Here is a 17637-nt window from a genome sequence, read left to right as displayed (position 1 = left end):
TAACAGCACAAACATGCAGATACAGTTAATTCTCTCCCATCCGGACTATAACCGTCGGCCCCAGATTCACACTGGGTCTGCTGACCTTTACCACAAAATGGTAAAGCGCTCGCGGGCTTCATGCGTGATGCATGTTTACCGCCGGTGGGGACTTTCACCCCGCCCTGAGATATACGCAATTAATATAACGCCAATAATTCAAGTTCGCAACGATGATAATCAAAATTGGCGAATGACTCACACTTTTAGTCAAAAAACATGAATAAAAACTTAGAGTTATCACGGTTAATTTCACTACCTTAGACGAATAGCAAGCTGCTTTCGTCACAGATAATACAACGAGGCCTTTTCACTAACTAATTCGAGCTAGCACAAGGCGAAAAGAGGTATTACACTACACTTAATATTATCTTGATTAACTGAAGGACCCGCGAATGCTCGATCCGAAAAAAATTGAACAAGTTGCCCGCCAAATTCAAGGCGCTTTACCGCAAGGCGTACGTGATTTAGGTGAAGATTTCGATAAAAAACTGCGTTCACTATTACAATCACAACTGGGTAAATTAGACTTAGTCAGCCGTGAAGAATTTGATATTCAAACTCAAGTTTTATTACGTACCCGCGAAAAATTAGCGAAAATGGAACAACGTGTTAGCGCACTCGAAGCTCACTTTAGCGAAGAAAAAAACACACAGTAACCTAAAAATTAAAAGTGACGCCTAATCATAAGGGTCACTTTTGACGTTATTTTACCACCGAGTCAGACAACAATTCTCGTTCAATCAATTCGACAATATACTGATTTTTCGAAATATTATAAGCTGCTGTCGCTGCATTTAAATATGCTTCTAAACGGCTCGGGTAACGTAACGTAAATGATTTTACTGTTTCTTGTTCTTTGAACGGATCAATTCCTTCTTCTTTGCAAACTGCAATATATTCCGCCAAAGAAATACGAGCTTCTTTTTTTAACCCTTCAATGCTATCAGCTACAAAATCACAGTAACCACTGGCATCTAAAAATTTGCCACGAAAGGCTTTAATTTCAGCCTCATAGATAACTGATGCAGGGTGACCGTCTATCGTCATCACATTACTGCTTTTAATCATATTCCACCCCTATCGTATTTTCTAGCCACTCACGTAAACCATTCACTGCGCCTTTATCCAATGTATTCCCTGGATGAGGCTGATGTGTCAGAAATAAAGAACCTTGTAAAACAAACCTGCGACGTGAACCACTTCCATACTTTATAGCACCGCCGAAATGCTCAACTAGACTTGTTACATCACCCCATTTGATCCCTGACTTTGGTGGAATTGTGAGTATATCCACCATCGTTTACAGTGCTTGGAACTCAGTTCCCTCATTTTTATCATCGTCTATTCCATGACGTCATATTGTGATATCACAATTTAAAAAAAATATGACGTCAACAATTGACGTCAAACTAATTCTAGACAAATAAAAACCTCACTTGGCTTGAAGTTCCATAGTGAGGTTTTTTTTATAGCTAATAATAAATTAGCTGGTTTTCATAATATTTTTGATAATATTGGTTGTTGAGATACCATCTTCAAAGTTAAGTACTTTGACCTCGCCTCCCGCGGCCCACACTTCCGCACTGCCCGCTATCTCTTCAGGGCGGTAATCCCCCCCTTTAACTAAGATGTCTGGCAGTACTTCTGCGATTAAGCGTTGCGGCGTGTCTTCTTCAAAAGCCACGACCCAATCCACCGCGCCTAACGCCCCTAGAACGGTCATACGTTGCTCCAGTGGGTTGACGGGACGTGTTTCACCTTTTAAGCGGCGTGTCGATGCGTCGCTATTTACAGCCACAATCAGACGGTCTCCCAATTTACGTGCATTGGCTAAATACGACACATGACCTGCATGGAGAATATCAAAACAACCATTCGTCATCACCACACGCTCACCGCGCTGCCTTGCATTCGCAACGGCTTGTTTCAATTCACTTTCGGTCATCACACCAAACCCGGTGTCAGCACGGCCACGAATGGCATTTTCCAATTCAATTGGCGAAACCGTGGAGGTCCCTAATTTACCCACGACCACGCCTGCTGCGGCATTAGCCAATGCGCAGGCTTCATGTAATGGCCGGCCAGATGCAATAGATGCTGCAAGTACGCCGATTACGGTGTCCCCGGCTCCTGTTACGTCAAACACTTCTTGCGCCTGAGTCGGTAAATGCAATGGCGCTTCATCACGACGAATTAAGCTCATACCTTGTTCTGAGCGCGTAATTAACAGTGCCTTAAGCTCCAATGACTGAAGCAGCTTCATGCCTTTTTCTTCAACATCTTGATTGTTTTTACATGGCCCAACAATCGCTTCAAACTCAGACATATTTGGCGTTAGTAATGTTGCCCCGCGGTAACGTTCGAAATTGTTGCCTTTCGGGTCAATCAAGACGGGAACATTGGCCTTGTTGGCAAGCGCTATCATCTTCTCAACATGAGTTAATGCCCCTTTCGCGTAATCAGATAACACTAGAGCACCAATATGAGGTAACGCCTGTTCAATGCGTTCCAACACAGGTGCGACATCAACATTGTCAAAACCTTCTTCAAAATCAAGACGGATAAGTTGCTGATTACGTGAAAGTACACGTAATTTAGTAATCGTTGGATGGGTTGGAATAGCGACAAAATCACAACGCACCTGCACCGCATTTAAGTTTTCAGTCAGTGCTTTTGCCGCGTCATCAATCCCAGTTAACCCGACAAGACGTGAATTTGCCCCTAACGAGGCAATGTTCATCGCGACGTTAGCCGCACCACCGGGACGCTCTTCTACCATCGTGACTTTAACGACCGGAACAGGGGCCTCTGGCGAAATACGGTTTGCAGGACCATGCCAATAACGGTCTAACATAACATCACCAACCACCAGCACACCGGCTTGTTTATAATCCGGAAGAGTTACTTTCATCCTGCACTCCAGTTTTAAAAAGGAAATCTGATAATAATTAGCAACAATACTAGCATATTGCGCTATTTAGCTAAATAAAATGCGTTTATTCCTTATTCCTCAAGCCATTTTTGCCAACTCGCTAAAACTTGTTCACGTTGTTGAGTAAATTGGGTCATTTCAACACGGCTTGGCAATGATTGTAATGCTAAGTGATGAAGTTCATTACGCATCGTAACATACGCTTGAGTTAAGACATTCGCTTCATCTTCTGGCATAAAGCCATATTGCGCCATCAACTCGAAAATACGCACATTATCGGACCAACGGGTTAACACATTATTTACTGTGGCAAAACGTAAAACTAAGTATTGTGCGATAAATTCAATATCAGTGATCCCACCGGGATCGGCTTTTAAATCGAACTCATTGGCTTGATGGCTTCCTAAGTGCTGATGCATTTTCAACCGCATATCACGCACTTGCTGCTGCAAAGTGTGAGGGTCTCTTGGCATACACAGAGTTTCGTGGCGAGTCTGTATAAATTGCCGTTGTAAATCCTCATCACCAAATACCATTCGGGCTCGTATGAGCGCTTGATGCTCCCATGTCCAAGCCTCATTTTTTTGGTAATCATCAAATGATTGTATCGTACTGACTAACATCCCTGACTCACCGGAAGGCCTGAGCCGCGCATCAACTTCATACAACACGCCTGAAGGTGTTCGAGTGCTAAACAAGTGGATAATGCGCTGAGCAACACGTAAGTAAAATTGGCGTGCATCAATGGAGCGTTCACCATTGGTAACCACATCTAAAGGGCAATCAAAAAGAAAAACGAGATCTAAGTCAGAGCCATAGCCCAATTCCCAGCCGCCTAGCTTTCCATAACCTAATACCGCAAACCCATATTGTTTTTTGTCACTTTGCGCTAGATGTGCTGGCTCACCATAACGTTTTACCATTTTTTGCCATGCTTGGTGTACTACCGCATCAATAATCGCCTCGGCGAGATAAGTCAGATGATCACTGACTTTCATTACGGGTAAAACACCTGAAATATCTTCAGCAGCGATACGCAATAACTGGGCTTGTTTGAATTGACGTAATGCTTCCAGTTGTTGTTCTTCGTCATCTTCAGGAACGCGCATTAAATATTGGCGCAACTCGTCACGGTAAGCGGTTAATGGTAGAGGTTGGTATAACGATTGAGGATCGAGCAATTCATCAAGTAACAATGGGTGACGGGCTAACTGCTCTGCTATCATTGGTGAAGCCGCACATAGGCGAATAACGTGCGTCAAAACTTCATCAAATTCAAGCATTAGCTCTAGGTAAGTTGTGCGGCTAACAATGCTCAATAACAGTGGTGTGATACGCTCAATAACTTGTCCTGCATCATCACGCTCACCGACTTTAGCCAATAATTTAGGCATTAATTCATCAAGTACATCCCGTCCACGAGGGCCAATTGTGCGTTTATTGAGGTCATGACGGAACATCACTATGCCATGAATAATGCGTTGTGCAATCTCTTCATTTTTAGACGGTAAATAGGTGGCTAATTCTTCTTTTGATAATTCACTTTGCCATAATGTGATGTAGATTTCATCAAATACATCATTGTTCTCAGTGTCATCTTCCTGGCCTATTTGCTCAGTAAATATTTGATGCACTGCCGCCATTTTCTGACTCAAAACCTGATAAAATGCAGGCCAATCAGCAAACCCCATTCCCCACGCTAAACGCGCTTGGTTTAAAGCATCTTCAGGGAGAGTTTGTGTCTGTTGGTCATCGATACTTTGCAGTAAATTTTCGGCTCTACGCAAGAAAAGGTAGCTATCTTGCAGAATATTAACTTGATCTTCGGTTAATAATGCGAGTTCTCGGATGCCTTGTAACGTTGAAAATAAGGATTGTGACTGTAAAACAGGTTCCCGTCCCCCTCTAATTAACTGGAAAACCTGTGAAACAAATTCAACTTCACGAATGCCTCCAGCCCCTAATTTGATGTTATTGACCAAACCACGGCGCCGAACCTCCCGCTCAATCATATTTTTCATATTGCGTAAGGATTGGATCACGCTAAAGTCAATATAGCGACGATAGACGAAAGGACGCAAAAGTTTTCGCAAACACTCCTCATAATGGAGGCTATCAGCGCCCATAATACGAGCTTTAACCATCGCGTAGCGTTCCCAATCGCGCCCTTGTTCTTGGTAATAGTCCTCAAGCGCGGAAAAGCTAAAAACCAGCGGCCCGCTATCACCAAATGGCCGCAAACGCATATCGACCCGATAGACAAAACCATACTCAGTCACTTGATCAAGTACACGAATTAATTTTTGCCCTAAACGGGTAAAAAATTGCGCGTTATCTAACTCTTTTTTGCCACCTTGGGTAACCCCATTTTCTGGGTATGCAAAAATCAGATCAATATCTGAAGAAAAATTGAGCTCTCTGCCCCCTAATTTTCCCATTCCTAAAATCAATAGCGGCTGAGGTTTTCCTTCTACATTACAAGGCGTTCCCCATAACTGACGATATTCTTGATACAACCAGTCGCGCGCCGCAACAACCAAGGTTTCCGCCAATACACTGAGCTGATAAATCGTTTCTTTTTGCGAGCTTATTTCCAGTACTTGCATCCATGCGCAGCGCACTAACATATGATGACGAAATGAGCGCAGCACTTGCATCAAGTGCTCTTCGTTGTTAACAGATGACAAGTCTTGAGCTAACCATGACGCATAACTTTTCCATTCATCGGCTTTGGGTGGTTGAGAGCGAATTTCAAGTAAAAACCGAGAATGTGCCAATACCTGCTTTAACACAAAATCACTAAAAGTAAGCACTTGAATTTCTTGTTCATTTAACGGTAATAATTCATTCGCTTGTTCTGCTAATTGGCTTAAAACGCGTTCACCTTGGCTTTGCAATAATTCAGGAAAAGCATGCATGTTATCAGTACCTTAATGGGCTTCTTGATAGGTTAAAGCACTTAACCATTGGATAAAGGCTAATTTACATTTTAACCACTGGCTGCTATAGCAAAAATCGTCAGCGCTAACCGCTTCATCGGCAATATCTGAACGTAATTGCTCTAGCGGAGTGTCATGAATAAAATGAGGCGCTGAATTTTGGTAATGAACTAAAAATGCCTGAACAAAGCGTAAAAACTCACTAAAGCCTTGGCGCGCATTGCTGCCATTGGCTAGCCAATAGGCTTCATGCTGTTGACAAAGTAATTGCATATGAGTTAATGACTTTTCGAGAGGTTGCTCTTCATAGTCAAACAACGAGTCTGGGCGAGTTAATGGTTCTGTTGGCGGCGATAACAATGAATATCCGCGCGCAGCTTTGCTAAGTGATGACAAATGCAGACCATCGATATCTGCAAATTTCTTTGCTAAATTAAGTACATCAGCAATAAAGCCTTTTTTGAGCTCTAATTCAAACTCTTGAATAGGCAAATCCTTTGCGCCTGAGGAAATTTCGCCTTGATCAAAAACCACTTCTATTTCGCTATCTTCAAAAGTCACTAACCATTTTTCACGGGTAAAATTAGTGCTAAAGAGGATATTCAATTCAGGCTGAAGCTGAGAAATATCAGTTCCTTCGGGCCAAATTTCAGCGGGTAATGCAGCTAAATCAAGCTCTGGCGAATCAATGTCAACATTATATTCAGGCCGTTGGTGTAAACCGCCAATCGCCTGCCCTGCTGTTTTCATGGTCATTTCATAACGACCATCACAACCTCGGATGCGTAAGCCCATATCCCACTGACGTAGCTGCTTATTTGCCGTATCAAAGTAGATATTAGTTAACTTCATCGGCTCACTGTATTGGTGAGACAATGTCGATAGACACTGCCGTACAGCCTCTATTGCGGAACTCTTAGCGGCAAGTTTGAGTTCAACCTCTACGTGGCTCATACATATCCTTATTTAATTATTTCACTTCTCTCATATTACCCCAATCGAGCTAAGCTGAGAAAAGAATCTGTATGGGAATCAAAAATTCTACCTGTCATATTTCTTTCAGTGAGTTATATTGAAAATAGAGTAAAAATAAGGGTAATTTAGACAGTTAGGATAGTTCTCATTCTCCTTTAGAGTGTAGAGACATCTGCGTTTAGGGTTTGCACCCTTACATTTTACTCATTAATATTCAAATAATATAAAACTCACTCACCATCAAAAGACTGTAAATACCATGCGAAAAATTCCATTATTATTAATTTCAATCATGGGGCTAGGCCTTTCCTTAAATTCACATGCAGCAGAAAAACGTTATGTGTCAGATGATTTATCCACATACGTTCATAGTGGACCTGGCACAAAATATCGTATTGTAGGCACGCTCAATGCCGGGGAAGCGGTTGAATTGCTCTCCACAGATAACAAGTTCGCACAAGTCCGTGATGAAAAAGGCAAAACGGTCTGGTTACCCGTTGACCAACTCAGCAATACGCCAAGTATGAAAACCCGAATTCCAGAACTTGAAGCTGAGAACCAAAAACTACGCCAACAGCTCGACAATATTGACAGCACGTGGAATACACGAACGGCTGATATGCAGCAAAAAGTCGCTGATAATGACAATATCGTCAGCCAACTGAAAGCTGAAAATGAAAAATTAAAAAACGAGTTGATCAAGTCAGGTAAGAAGCTGGAAATTGCAGAAGTTAACTTAGACGATCGCCGTCGCGAATTGATCTTACAATGGTTTATGTATGGTGGTGGTGTTGCTGGTGTTGGCTTAATTTTAGGCCTAATTTTACCGCACATTATTCCACGTCGTAAAAAACGTAATGACGGCTGGATGTAATTGAGGCCATTCAAATGAAAGTATATCTCGTGGGTGGAGCAGTACGTGACCAACTGCTTGGGCTGCCTATTTCAGACAGAGACTACGTGGTGGTTGGCGCAACCCCCGAGGCAATGCTATCGCAAGGTTTTCAACAAGTCGGAAAAGATTTTCCTGTTTTTTTGCACCCAAAAACCCATGAAGAATACGCTTTAGCCCGAACAGAACGTAAAATTGGTGCAGGCTATACCGGTTTTAGCTGCTATAGCGCACCGGATGTCACTATCGAAGATGATTTACTGCGTCGTGATTTAACGATTAATGCGATAGCACAAAGTGAGTCAGGTGAAATTATTGACCCATACCACGGTGTCATTGATCTCGATAAGCGCATTTTACGCCATGTTTCCGATGCGTTTTCTGAAGACCCTCTACGGGTCTTACGGGTTGCACGTTTTGCCGCTCGCTACTTTGAGCATGGTTTTACTATCGCACCAGAAACACTCGCCTTAATGCAAACGATGGCCGCTACAGGGGAGTTATCTCATCTCACCGCCGAGCGAGTTTGGACGGAAACAGAAAAAGCGCTGAAATCAAATTCTCCCCAGGTGTATTTTGACGTCTTACGCCAATGCGGTGCTTTAACTGTACTTTTTCCTGAAATTGATGCGCTATTTGGCATTCCGGCCCCTGAAAAATGGCACCCTGAAATTGATACAGGTATCCACACTCTAATGGTACTGAAAGTGATTTCCCGCTTATCTAAGGATGTGGATATTCGCTTTGCCGCATTGTGCCATGATTTAGGCAAGGCTCTGACACCACCCGATATTTGGCCAAGCCATCCAAACCACGGTGAAGCGGGTATTCCATTAATAGAAGCACTCTGTGCAAGATTAAAAGTACCAACCACGGCTCGTGACTTAGCTCGTCTAGCGGCACGATATCATGATAAAATCCATGTTATCAATAAATTATATGCTAATGATCTAGTTGCGATTTTTGATGGACTTGATAGTTGGCGTAAACCAGAACGTATTGAACAACTGAGTTTAATCAGCGAAGCGGATGCTAGAGGTCGATTAGGCCTTGAGCAGCAGGCTTACCCACAAGGGCAGTATTTCAGACAAGCTTTTTCCATTGCACAATCAGTTGAGGTCAAACCTATTGTTGAGCAAGGTTTTCAAGGCCCTGAAATTCGCCAAGAACTCACCCGACAACGTATTGAGGCTATCGCCAACTGGCAGCAACAACAAATAATCGTGCCTCATGTATAAATACGTATTGCTGGCGATTCAATACCGCCAGCAATTATTTAAACAGTTAAACGGTTTTTGTGCCTCTTTCTATCAAGACACCCATATTGTGTGCTCTGGCGACAGCCCCCGGCTTAGATACTCTTAGCCTTACCCATGGCATTTTGAATCTTCCCATCAATAATTGGGCAACTTCTTCCGCCACTCGCTCAACTAACGCAAATTTATTGTTCTCTAGGTGCTCAACAATACAATTAGTCACTTTTTCGTAATCTAAGCAAAATTCAACATTATCGCTCATCGCGGCCTGTTTATTGTCCCATCCCATTTCGATATCGAGCACGAGTTTTTGTTCAATACCTTGTTCCCAGTCATATACACCAATCGTGGTGATGACTGATAATTGCTCAATAAATACGATATCCATCACGTCATTTTCTCATTTATGTACTGAATTGATACCACTTCAGCAAAAATATGCGTATTATCCAAGACTGAAGTGAATTTATGGCCTTAACCGTTTTTGGAGCTAGCTATGAGTGCAACCGCGCTTGGCATGATAATCTTCGCCTATCTTTGCGGCTCAGTTTCGAGTGCGATACTGATCTGTCGTTTGGCGAGACTACCCGACCCCCGTCAACACGGCTCTGGTAACCCTGGTGCAACTAACGTATTACGTGTAGGCGGTAAAGCAGCCGCTGCCGGAGTACTCATTTGTGACGTATTAAAAGGGATGATCCCAGTTTGGCTTGCTTATTATTTAAATGTGCAACCATTCTATCTTGGCTTTGTTGCAATTGCAGCCTGTCTTGGCCACATATATCCCATTTTCTTTCGCTTCAAAGGCGGAAAAGGGGTAGCAACCGCATTTGGTTCAATTGCTGCTATTGGTTGGGATCTTTCTGGTTTAGTCGCAGGAACATGGTTACTGACGGTGTTGCTTAGTGGTTATTCGTCACTAGGAGCGATTGTCAGCGCCTTACTTGCCCCCTTTTATGTTTGGTGGTTTAAACCTGAATTCACCTTCCCGGTCGCTATGCTATCTTGTTTAGTGTTAGTTCGCCATCACGGTAATATACAGCGCCTTTGGCGTGGTCAAGAAAGTCGTATTTGGCAAAAACTGAAAAATAAAAAACGAAAAACCAATAAAGAAATAGCCCAAGAAGCTAAAGAACAAGAACTCGACGACTAATGGTGACATTTGATTTTCCCTAAGAAGAGCTGATTTCAGCTCTTTTTTATGCTATTTACCTTGTTTAAAATTTCCTAAAAAACTCCATTGATAACAACAGCGTGATATCCCTCCTTAAAACTGTACTGGTAGCAATTTGTGCTACGTTACATTTTTGCCATAACTAGCGCACACTTTTAAAAAAAAGTTAAATTATTGCAAATTTATTACTAAGGAATATTTAAAAACTGTCGACTATATAAAAGGAAAATTAAACAATAATAATGGTATTTATAATGAGCAGAACTCCTTATATCACTCAAAATGAATATGTGTTAGATGAAAATATCACATTAATGACAACCAGCGATTTGCAAGGAAACATTGTTCACGCTAATGATTTCTTTGTGCAGGTTAGTGGCTATGAATTAGATGAATTATTAACACGTCCACACAATATTATCCGCCATCCGGATATGCCCAAAGAAGCTTTTGCCGACATGTGGGCAACACTTAAAAAAGGAGAACCCTGGACTGGCATTGTGAAAAATCGGCGGAAAAATGGTGACCACTACTGGGTTCGAGCCAATATTGTCCCAGTGGAGCGCAAAGGTGTTATTACAGGCTATATGTCCATTCGAACTCGAGCAACACGCCAAGAAATTGCAACGGTAGAACCGCTCTATGCAGCAATGAATGAAAATAAAAGCCAACAAAAAATTTTTAAGGGGATTGTGCTTTCTAAAAAATTACCATTTCACTTTTCAACATATTCAACACGTTCACGTATCCGACTCATCATGAGTCTTTTATTTATTCTTTGGCTCATTACGGCTAGCTTTATTTTGCAGCCAAACGCACCTCTACTGCTGATGAGTGCCTGTACATTTATCATACTATTGGCAGGTAATGTGATACTTGAAAAAATGCTAGCAACTCCACTGGAAAACATGACCAAACAGGCACTTGGTATTGCACGAGGAAATCGACATAGCGTTAACCATATGCAGCGCACAGACGAAATTGGCTTAATATTACGTTCTATCGGGCAACTTGGGCTAATTTGCCGTTGGTTAATCAAAGATGTCTCCGAACAAGTTGATAACGTTCGCAAAGGCAGTGAATCTTTAGTCTCCGATTGTCGCGAATTAGAAACTCACACTCAGCAAACCGTCGGCTATATGCAACAAACCGTTGCAACAATGAACCAAATGGCCGTTTCCATAAAAATGAATGCTGATAACACGATTCAAGTTGACCAACTTTCGAATACAACGAGCAAAACAGCAGTGAATGGGGGCGCCATGATGGAAGCCGTTGTAGATACCATGGATGAAATTGTCAGCAGCACCAGCAAAATTAACTCCATCACTGACGTGATTAAAGACATCGCATTTCAAACCAATATACTTGCGTTAAATGCCGCGGTAGAAGCCGCACGTGCAGGTGAACAAGGCAAAGGCTTTGCCGTTGTCGCAAATGAAGTTCGTAGCCTAGCAAGCCGCAGTGCAAGCGCGGTGAATGATATTCGCGAATTAATTAATGATTGTGAAAAGAAAGTCAATTCAGGGAAAAATCAAGTCCATACGGCAGGGGATACCATGAAGGAGATTGTTGACCAAATACAAAACGTCACGCAATTGATCACCCATATTAGCCAAGCGACCTCTGAACAAGCGGCAGGGATAGCCGATATCACCCAAGCAGTCAGTGAGCTCGAAACCATCACACAACAAAGCACATTACTGGTAGAACAAAGCACAGAGACATCGAAGATGGTAAAAGAACGGTCAAGCCGGCTGGAAGATGCGGTCGTTATTTTACATTAGTACTTAACTGAATAACAAAGGGCTGTTATCCCAGCCCTTTTACAAAAATAGGAGTACACCAACAACACTATTTTTCTAACGGTGGCAATTCTGCCAAAGGCCAACGTGGGCGAACCGTCACCCCAAGCCCTGTCGAGGTTCCACCTTTAAGGCGAATAAGCCCCGCCAACGCGATCATTGCGCCGTTATCCGTACAAAATTCAGGGCGTGCATAAAAAACTTCACCGCCACGCTGTTTGAGAACGTCTTCCATTTTAGCTCTAAGTGCGCGATTAGCACTAACGCCCCCCGCCATCACCAAACGTTTAAAACCAGTTTGTTCTAAAGCACGTTTGCATTTAATTGCCAAGGTATCTACCACAGCATCTTCAAAGGCTCTCGCAATATCCGCACGGGTTTGGTCGTCATCCGCATTTTCACGGATGGTATTGGCTGCAAAGGTTTTTAGTCCTGAGAAGCTGAAATCCAGCCCTGGTCTGTCGGTCATTGGGCGAGGAAACACAAAACGACCCGCAGTACCCTGCTCCGCCATGCGAGATAACACTGGGCCACCAGGGTAGTCTAAACCTAATAGTTTTGCTGTTTTATCAAACGCTTCGCCTGCTGCGTCATCGATGGATTCGCCTAGCAGCTCATACTCACCAATTCCCGTCACACTGATAAGCTGAGTATGCCCACCAGAAACCAGTAACGCGACAAAAGGAAATTCAGGGCTTTTCTCTTCTAACATCGGTGCCAATAAATGGCCTTCCATATGGTGAACGGCCACGGCGGGAACATTCCATGCAAAAGCTAATGAACGCCCTACTGTTGCGCCAACCATTAAAGCCCCAACCAAACCTGGACCCGCAGTATAGGCCACTGCGTCGATGTCTTGGCTTGTTAAATTGGCTTCTTTCAATGCTGCTTGAATTAACGGCACTGTTTTACGAATATGATCGCGTGAAGCCAATTCAGGCACGACACCACCGTAGTCTGCATGAACTTTAATTTGGCTGTATAATTGATTGGCTAATAAGCCATGCTCATCATCATAGATTGCGATACCAGTTTCATCGCAAGAGGTTTCGATACCTAAAACACGCATTGCACTACCCTTGTTTATTGCATAACCGCAAGTCTATCACTATTTTCGTTCAATCGCGTAATTAATGTTGTCAAAAGGCTGACTTTCCTGACTGTATAGTCTATAATCAGTCCCCTGTAATAAAAAATTTCGTGTGGCTAATTCTCATTATTATCTGGTTTTGTTTGCTTTTTCATCAAATGAACTGCAAATCAGGTAATCTTGTGTGATTCAATTTTATACGGCACTTTACAAACCCGTACTCATTGAAGTAAAATTCCGCACCATTTTAAATGAAGGCTGGTGAATCAGTACCAGCAACAAACCGATTTCTATTGAGGTGAGAGGCACATGCCGGTAATTAAAGTACGTGAAAACGAGCCATTCGACGTTGCACTGCGTCGTTTCAAACGTTCCTGTGAAAAAGCAGGTGTTTTAGCTGAAGTTCGTCGTCGTGAATTCTATGAAAAACCAACGACTGAACGTAAACGCGCTAAAGCATCAGCTGTAAAGCGTCACGCTAAGAAACTGGCTCGCGAAAACGCACGCCGTACTCGTCTGTACTAATTGTTTGCGGTGAAAGCCGCATTCATTGTAGACGATAGCTAATACAAAACTTTAGTTTCTCTTGTAGTCACTCCAGTTTTTGTAGTAGTAAATAGCTAAGCAGTTAAAGGCCGTGCTTTCCTAAAGGAAGCGCGGCTTATTATCGTTCATCAACAGGCGAAAAAGAGGCTTATGGCTGGACGAATTCCGCGTTCATTTATCAATGACTTGTTAGCAAGAACCGACATCATTGATTTAGTCGATGCAAAAGTCCCGTTAAAAAAACAGGGTAAAAATCATCACGCTTGTTGCCCGTTCCATAATGAAAAAACACCTTCTTTTACCGTAAATGGTGAAAGACAATTTTATTACTGTTTTGGTTGTGGTGCTCATGGCAACGCTATCGATTTTTTGATGAACTATGACAAACTCGATTTTGTTGAAGCCATTGAAGAATTATCTGCACTACATGGCCTTGATGTCCCTTACGAAAAAGGAACAGGTTCAAGCCAAATAGAACTTCATCAACGGCAAAATTTATATCAGTTGATGGAAAGAATTAATCAATTTTACTGTGCTGCCTTAAGTCATTCTTCGGCTAATAAAGCGAAAGAGTATTTAAGCCAACGTGGTTTAAGTGCCGAAATTATTGAGCATTTTTCGATTGGCTTTGCCCCTGCGGGCTGGGACAATTTGCTCAAAAAATTCGCTGTAAACCCAGAAAGTCGCAAACAGCTTGATGATGCAGGCATGTTAGTGACAAATGATAATGGCCGAGTCTATGACCGCTTTAGAGAGCGTGTCATGTTCCCAATTCGGGATAGACGCGGTCGTGTGATTGCCTTCGGTGGGCGCGTATTAGGAGATGCTCTCCCTAAATACTTAAACTCCCCCGAAACAGATATTTTCCATAAAGGCCGTCAGTTATTTGGCCTCTATGAAGCAACACAAAACAGTAATGAATTATCAAAATTACTGGTAGTTGAAGGTTATATGGACGTTGTTGCACTTGCTCAATACGATATCCGCTATGCGGTTGCTTCACTTGGCACATCAACAACCTCAGAACATATTCAGTTACTTTATCGTTCAACAGATACGGTTATTTGCTGTTATGATGGCGACCGCGCTGGCCGAGAAGCGGCATGGCGAGCACTTGAAACAGCACTGCCTTATCTGACTGACGGTCGTCAATTGCGCTTTATGTTTTTACCAGACGGTGAAGACCCTGATTCATTAGTTCGAAAAGAAGGCAAAGACGCTTTTGAGCAACGCATGAAAGATGCTCAAACCCTTTCTGCTTTTTTATTTGATTCACTTGTGCCGCAGGTAGATTTAAAAACGCAAGAAGGGAAAGCAAAATTTAGTAAACTGGCTATCCCTTTGATTAAACAAATACCTGGTGAAACACTGCGCCTTTATATGGCACAAGAGCTAGGAAATTTTATTGGTATACCGGATATTTCTCAAGTTCTTGCTATGATTGATAGAGAGAGTACAGAACAAGTTAACTATCAGGCACCCAAATTAAAACCAACCACAATGCGAATACTTATCGCGCTGTTGGTACAGAATCCGAACTTTTCGGAACTTGTTCCCTCATTAGAGGGAATTGCCCATATTCAAATGCCGGGGCTTTCTCTATTTCAGGAATTGGTCGATGTCTGCCGTTCCACCCCCGGAATGTCAACTGGGCAGTTGCTAGAGCGTTATCGTGATAATAAATTTGCGAAACAGCTTGAAAAACTAGCAACGTGGAACGATATAGAAATAGAGGAGATAGCGGAAAATACTTTTATAGATGCCTTAAACCATCTATTTAACAGCGCACTCGACGAACGTTTTGACTACTTGATAGCAAAAGAACGAACTGAAGGGCTGACCCCAGAAGAGCGCGAAGAAGTCCGCTTAATCACTCTCTCTAGAGTGAAAACATAGTATCAACCCAAAACAGAATTAGTATTTTAAACGGCTTAAGTGCCGATAAACACAAGGCAGATGCCTGTAAAATGCTACGAAAAATAAAGGGCGTAGCAAATAATAAATGTTCCCTTTGTATGTTCTTGTTGGCCGAATGTTTCGCCGACCGACACCAATCTAAATACTCAGAAGTGTGGATACCGTCTTATGGAGCAAAACCCGCAGTCGCAGCTTAAGCTACTCGTAACCAAGGGTAAAGAGCAAGGTTACTTAACCTATGCTGAGGTCAACGACCATCTGCCGGAAGATATCGTCGATTCAGATCAAATCGAAGATATCATTCAGATGATTAATGACATGGGCATCCAGGTCATGGAAGAAGCACCTGATGCCGATGATTTAATTTTGGCTGAAAATACTTCCGATACTGATGAAGATGCAGCAGAAGCCGCTGCACAAGTGCTGTCCAGTGTTGAAAGTGAAATTGGCCGTACAACCGACCCTGTCCGCATGTATATGCGTGAAATGGGAACCGTCGAACTTCTCACCCGTGAAGGTGAAATCGACATAGCTAAACGTATCGAAGATGGTATCAATCAGGTTCAGTGTTCTGTCGCTGAATACCCTGAAGCGATTACCTATCTTCTGGAACAATATGACCGTGTTGAAGCAGGTGAAAGCCGTTTATCTGATTTAATCACTGGTTTCGTTGATCCCAACGCTGAAGAAGATCTCGCACCAACTGCAACTCACGTCGGCTCTGAATTACCACAAGAAGAGCTTGATAAAGATGATGACGAAGAAGATGAGGAAGAGGAAGAAGAAGAGGACGATAACAGCATCGATCCTGAATTAGCGCGCCAGAAATTCTCTGATCTTCGTGAGCAGTACGAGAAAACACGTCAACATATTAAACAATATGGTCGCAGTGATGCAAAAACAGCTGCGGCAATTGAACAACTTTCAGAAGTGTTCAAAGAGTTCCGTTTAGTCCCTAAACAGTTTGACTATCTGGTCAACAACATGCGTGAAATGATGGATAGAGTTCGCTTGCAAGAGCGTACCATCATGAAATTGTGTGTTGAGCAGTGCAAAATGCCGAAGAAAAACTTCATCACGTTATTCAGCGGTAATGAAACCAGCGAGACTTGGTTAACTGCTGCAAAAGCAATGAACAAGCCTTGGTCAGAAAAATTACTTGAAGTTGAAGAAGAAATTCTGCGTTGCCTACAAAGACTGCGTCAAATTGAAGAAGAAACTGGCCTGACAATTGAGCAGGTTAAAGACATCAACCGTCGTATGTCTATCGGTGAAGCGAAAGCTCGTCGTGCGAAAAAAGAGATGGTTGAAGCAAACTTACGTCTGGTAATTTCTATCGCTAAGAAATATACCAACCGTGGCTTGCAGTTCCTTGACCTGATTCAAGAAGGTAACATCGGTCTGATGAAAGCCGTTGATAAGTTTGAATATCGCCGTGGCTATAAGTTCTCAACTTATGCAACTTGGTGGATCCGTCAGGCTATCACTCGCTCAATCGCTGACCAAGCACGTACTATTCGTATTCCGGTTCACATGATTGAAACTATCAATAAACTGAACCGTATCTCTCGTCAAATGCTGCAAGAAATGGGCCGTGAGCCATCGCCAGAAGAACTGGCTGAACGCATGCTGATGCCGGAAGATAAAATCCGTAAAGTACTGAAAATTGCTAAAGAACCGATTTCAATGGAAACCCCTATTGGTGATGATGAAGATTCACATTTAGGCGATTTCATTGAAGATACGACTTTAGAGTTGCCTTTAGATTCTGCAACTTCAGAAAGCTTACGCTCTGCAACTCACGAAGTATTAGCGGGTTTAACCGCTCGTGAAGCGAAAGTGCTACGTATGCGTTTTGGTATCGACATGAATACTGACCACACCCTTGAGGAAGTTGGTAAACAGTTTGATGTTACCCGTGAACGTATCCGTCAGATTGAAGCGAAAGCACTGCGTAAATTACGTCACCCAAGCCGCTCAGAAGTGCTACGCAGCTTCCTTGACGAATAATTGATTCATTTATATCTAAAAACACCTGCTTTGGCAGGTGTTTTTTTATGCCCGCTAAT

14 protein-coding genes, 1 pseudogene and 1 riboswitch are annotated in these 17637 nt (G+C 42.7%); of the genes and pseudogenes, 8 read left to right on the top strand and 7 right to left on the bottom strand.

Annotated elements, in window-relative coordinates; genetic code table 11:
- Window positions 1-24: 24 nt before the first annotated feature.
- A riboswitch (FMN riboswitch) is annotated at window positions 25-176 on the bottom strand.
- 258 nt (window positions 177-434) lie between these two features.
- Entirely contained in the window at window positions 435-698 is a 264-nt protein-coding gene (ubiK, locus tag PSF09_RS13110) for a ubiquinone biosynthesis accessory factor UbiK (RefSeq protein WP_210835414.1), read from the top strand.
- Between the two features lie 46 nt (window positions 699-744).
- On the opposite strand, the gene PSF09_RS13105 is transcribed toward ubiK, so the two are convergent.
- The 5 genes and pseudogenes from PSF09_RS13105 to PSF09_RS13085 form a co-directional block, all read right to left on the bottom strand.
- Complete coding sequence (locus PSF09_RS13105) at window positions 745-1110, bottom strand: type II toxin-antitoxin system HicB family antitoxin (RefSeq protein WP_272683988.1); 366 nt, start codon at window positions 1108-1110, stop codon at window positions 745-747.
- A pseudogene (locus PSF09_RS13100) lies at window positions 1103-1380 on the bottom strand (type II toxin-antitoxin system HicA family toxin). Before PSF09_RS13100 ends, PSF09_RS13105 begins: the two are co-directional and overlap by 8 nt.
- A 145-nt stretch (window positions 1381-1525) precedes the next feature.
- A complete protein-coding gene (gene hldE / locus PSF09_RS13095) occupies window positions 1526-2953 on the bottom strand; it encodes a bifunctional D-glycero-beta-D-manno-heptose-7-phosphate kinase/D-glycero-beta-D-manno-heptose 1-phosphate adenylyltransferase HldE (protein WP_272664280.1) in 1428 nt (475 codons plus the stop codon).
- 92 nt (window positions 2954-3045) lie between these two features.
- Entirely contained in the window at window positions 3046-5892 is a 2847-nt protein-coding gene (gene glnE, locus PSF09_RS13090) for a bifunctional [glutamate--ammonia ligase]-adenylyl-L-tyrosine phosphorylase/[glutamate--ammonia-ligase] adenylyltransferase (protein WP_272664281.1), read from the bottom strand.
- Between the two features lie 12 nt (window positions 5893-5904).
- On the bottom strand, window positions 5905-6867 hold the full coding sequence (locus PSF09_RS13085) for a CYTH domain-containing protein (RefSeq protein WP_272664282.1): 963 nt from the start codon (window positions 6865-6867) through the stop codon (window positions 5905-5907).
- A gap of 280 nt (window positions 6868-7147) precedes the next feature.
- Here PSF09_RS13085 and PSF09_RS13080 point away from each other — a divergent pair, with 280 nt between their 5' ends.
- Window positions 7148-7762 carry a TIGR04211 family SH3 domain-containing protein gene (locus PSF09_RS13080; protein ID WP_272664283.1) on the top strand — a complete coding sequence of 205 codons (615 nt, stop codon included), beginning with the start codon at window positions 7148-7150 and terminating at the stop codon, window positions 7760-7762.
- A gap of 14 nt (window positions 7763-7776) precedes the next feature.
- Window positions 7777-9018, top strand: a complete 1242-nt coding sequence (locus PSF09_RS13075) for a multifunctional CCA addition/repair protein (protein ID WP_272664284.1) — start codon at window positions 7777-7779, stop codon at window positions 9016-9018.
- 46 nt (window positions 9019-9064) lie between these two features.
- Here PSF09_RS13075 and folB read toward each other — a convergent pair whose 3' ends face one another.
- Window positions 9065-9424: a bifunctional dihydroneopterin aldolase/7,8-dihydroneopterin epimerase gene (gene folB, locus PSF09_RS13070; RefSeq protein WP_272664328.1), complete on the bottom strand. Its 360-nt coding sequence runs from the start codon at window positions 9422-9424 to the stop codon at window positions 9065-9067.
- 108 nt (window positions 9425-9532) lie between these two features.
- Here folB and plsY point away from each other — a divergent pair, with 108 nt between their 5' ends.
- Both plsY and PSF09_RS13060 read left to right on the top strand, forming a co-directional pair.
- On the top strand, window positions 9533-10189 hold the full coding sequence (gene plsY, locus PSF09_RS13065; RefSeq protein ID WP_004908566.1) for a glycerol-3-phosphate 1-O-acyltransferase PlsY: 657 nt from the start codon (window positions 9533-9535) through the stop codon (window positions 10187-10189).
- Between the two features lie 275 nt (window positions 10190-10464).
- Window positions 10465-11997, top strand: coding sequence for a methyl-accepting chemotaxis protein (locus PSF09_RS13060; RefSeq protein WP_272683987.1), 1533 nt, complete (start codon window positions 10465-10467; stop codon window positions 11995-11997).
- Window positions 11998-12064: 67 nt separating this feature from the next.
- Here the strand turns inward: PSF09_RS13060 and tsaD are convergent, their stop codons facing one another.
- Complete coding sequence (tsaD, locus tag PSF09_RS13055) at window positions 12065-13084, bottom strand: tRNA (adenosine(37)-N6)-threonylcarbamoyltransferase complex transferase subunit TsaD (RefSeq protein WP_210835442.1); 1020 nt, start codon at window positions 13082-13084, stop codon at window positions 12065-12067.
- A 330-nt stretch (window positions 13085-13414) separates the two neighbouring features.
- Here tsaD and rpsU point away from each other — a divergent pair, with 330 nt between their 5' ends.
- From rpsU to rpoD, 3 genes are all read left to right on the top strand, one after another.
- On the top strand, window positions 13415-13630 hold the full coding sequence (gene rpsU / locus PSF09_RS13050) for a 30S ribosomal protein S21 (RefSeq protein ID WP_001144069.1): 216 nt from the start codon (window positions 13415-13417) through the stop codon (window positions 13628-13630).
- A gap of 171 nt (window positions 13631-13801) precedes the next feature.
- Window positions 13802-15547, top strand: a complete 1746-nt coding sequence (gene dnaG, locus PSF09_RS13045; RefSeq protein ID WP_210835444.1) for a DNA primase — start codon at window positions 13802-13804, stop codon at window positions 15545-15547.
- Window positions 15548-15646: 99 nt separating this feature from the next.
- The gene (rpoD, locus tag PSF09_RS13040; RefSeq protein WP_336298953.1) at window positions 15647-17578 is read left to right on the top strand and encodes an RNA polymerase sigma factor RpoD; all 1932 of its coding nucleotides are present in this window, start codon (window positions 15647-15649) and stop codon (window positions 17576-17578) included.
- Window positions 17579-17637 lie beyond the last annotated feature (59 nt).

It is taken from the genome of Providencia sp. PROV141 (assembly GCF_028481645.1).
In the GTDB taxonomy this organism is placed as follows: Bacteria; Pseudomonadota; Gammaproteobacteria; order Enterobacterales; family Enterobacteriaceae; genus Providencia; species Providencia rettgeri.
The sequence above is the reverse complement of the archived record's forward strand: the minus strand, read 5'-3'. Positions and strand labels throughout refer to the sequence as shown.

What these genes read in the sequence shown, in the direction of transcription:
- ubiK (WP_210835414.1), top strand. Translation starts at nt 435, where the DNA reads ATGCTCGATCCGAAAAAAATTGAACAAGTTGCCCGCCAAATTCAAGGC.
- PSF09_RS13105 (WP_272683988.1), bottom strand. Translation starts at nt 1,110, where the DNA reads ATGATTAAAAGCAGTAATGTGATGACGATAGACGGTCACCCTGCATCA.
- hldE (WP_272664280.1), bottom strand. Translation starts at nt 2,953, where the DNA reads ATGAAAGTAACTCTTCCGGATTATAAACAAGCCGGTGTGCTGGTGGTT.
- glnE (WP_272664281.1), bottom strand. Translation starts at nt 5,892, where the DNA reads ATGCATGCTTTTCCTGAATTATTGCAAAGCCAAGGTGAACGCGTTTTA.
- PSF09_RS13085 (WP_272664282.1), bottom strand. Translation starts at nt 6,867, where the DNA reads ATGAGCCACGTAGAGGTTGAACTCAAACTTGCCGCTAAGAGTTCCGCA.
- PSF09_RS13080 (WP_272664283.1), top strand. Translation starts at nt 7,148, where the DNA reads ATGCGAAAAATTCCATTATTATTAATTTCAATCATGGGGCTAGGCCTT.
- PSF09_RS13075 (WP_272664284.1), top strand. Translation starts at nt 7,777, where the DNA reads ATGAAAGTATATCTCGTGGGTGGAGCAGTACGTGACCAACTGCTTGGG.
- folB (WP_272664328.1), bottom strand. Translation starts at nt 9,424, where the DNA reads ATGGATATCGTATTTATTGAGCAATTATCAGTCATCACCACGATTGGT.
- plsY (WP_004908566.1), top strand. Translation starts at nt 9,533, where the DNA reads ATGAGTGCAACCGCGCTTGGCATGATAATCTTCGCCTATCTTTGCGGC.
- PSF09_RS13060 (WP_272683987.1), top strand. Translation starts at nt 10,465, where the DNA reads ATGAGCAGAACTCCTTATATCACTCAAAATGAATATGTGTTAGATGAA.
- tsaD (WP_210835442.1), bottom strand. Translation starts at nt 13,084, where the DNA reads ATGCGTGTTTTAGGTATCGAAACCTCTTGCGATGAAACTGGTATCGCA.
- rpsU (WP_001144069.1), top strand. Translation starts at nt 13,415, where the DNA reads ATGCCGGTAATTAAAGTACGTGAAAACGAGCCATTCGACGTTGCACTG.
- dnaG (WP_210835444.1), top strand. Translation starts at nt 13,802, where the DNA reads ATGGCTGGACGAATTCCGCGTTCATTTATCAATGACTTGTTAGCAAGA.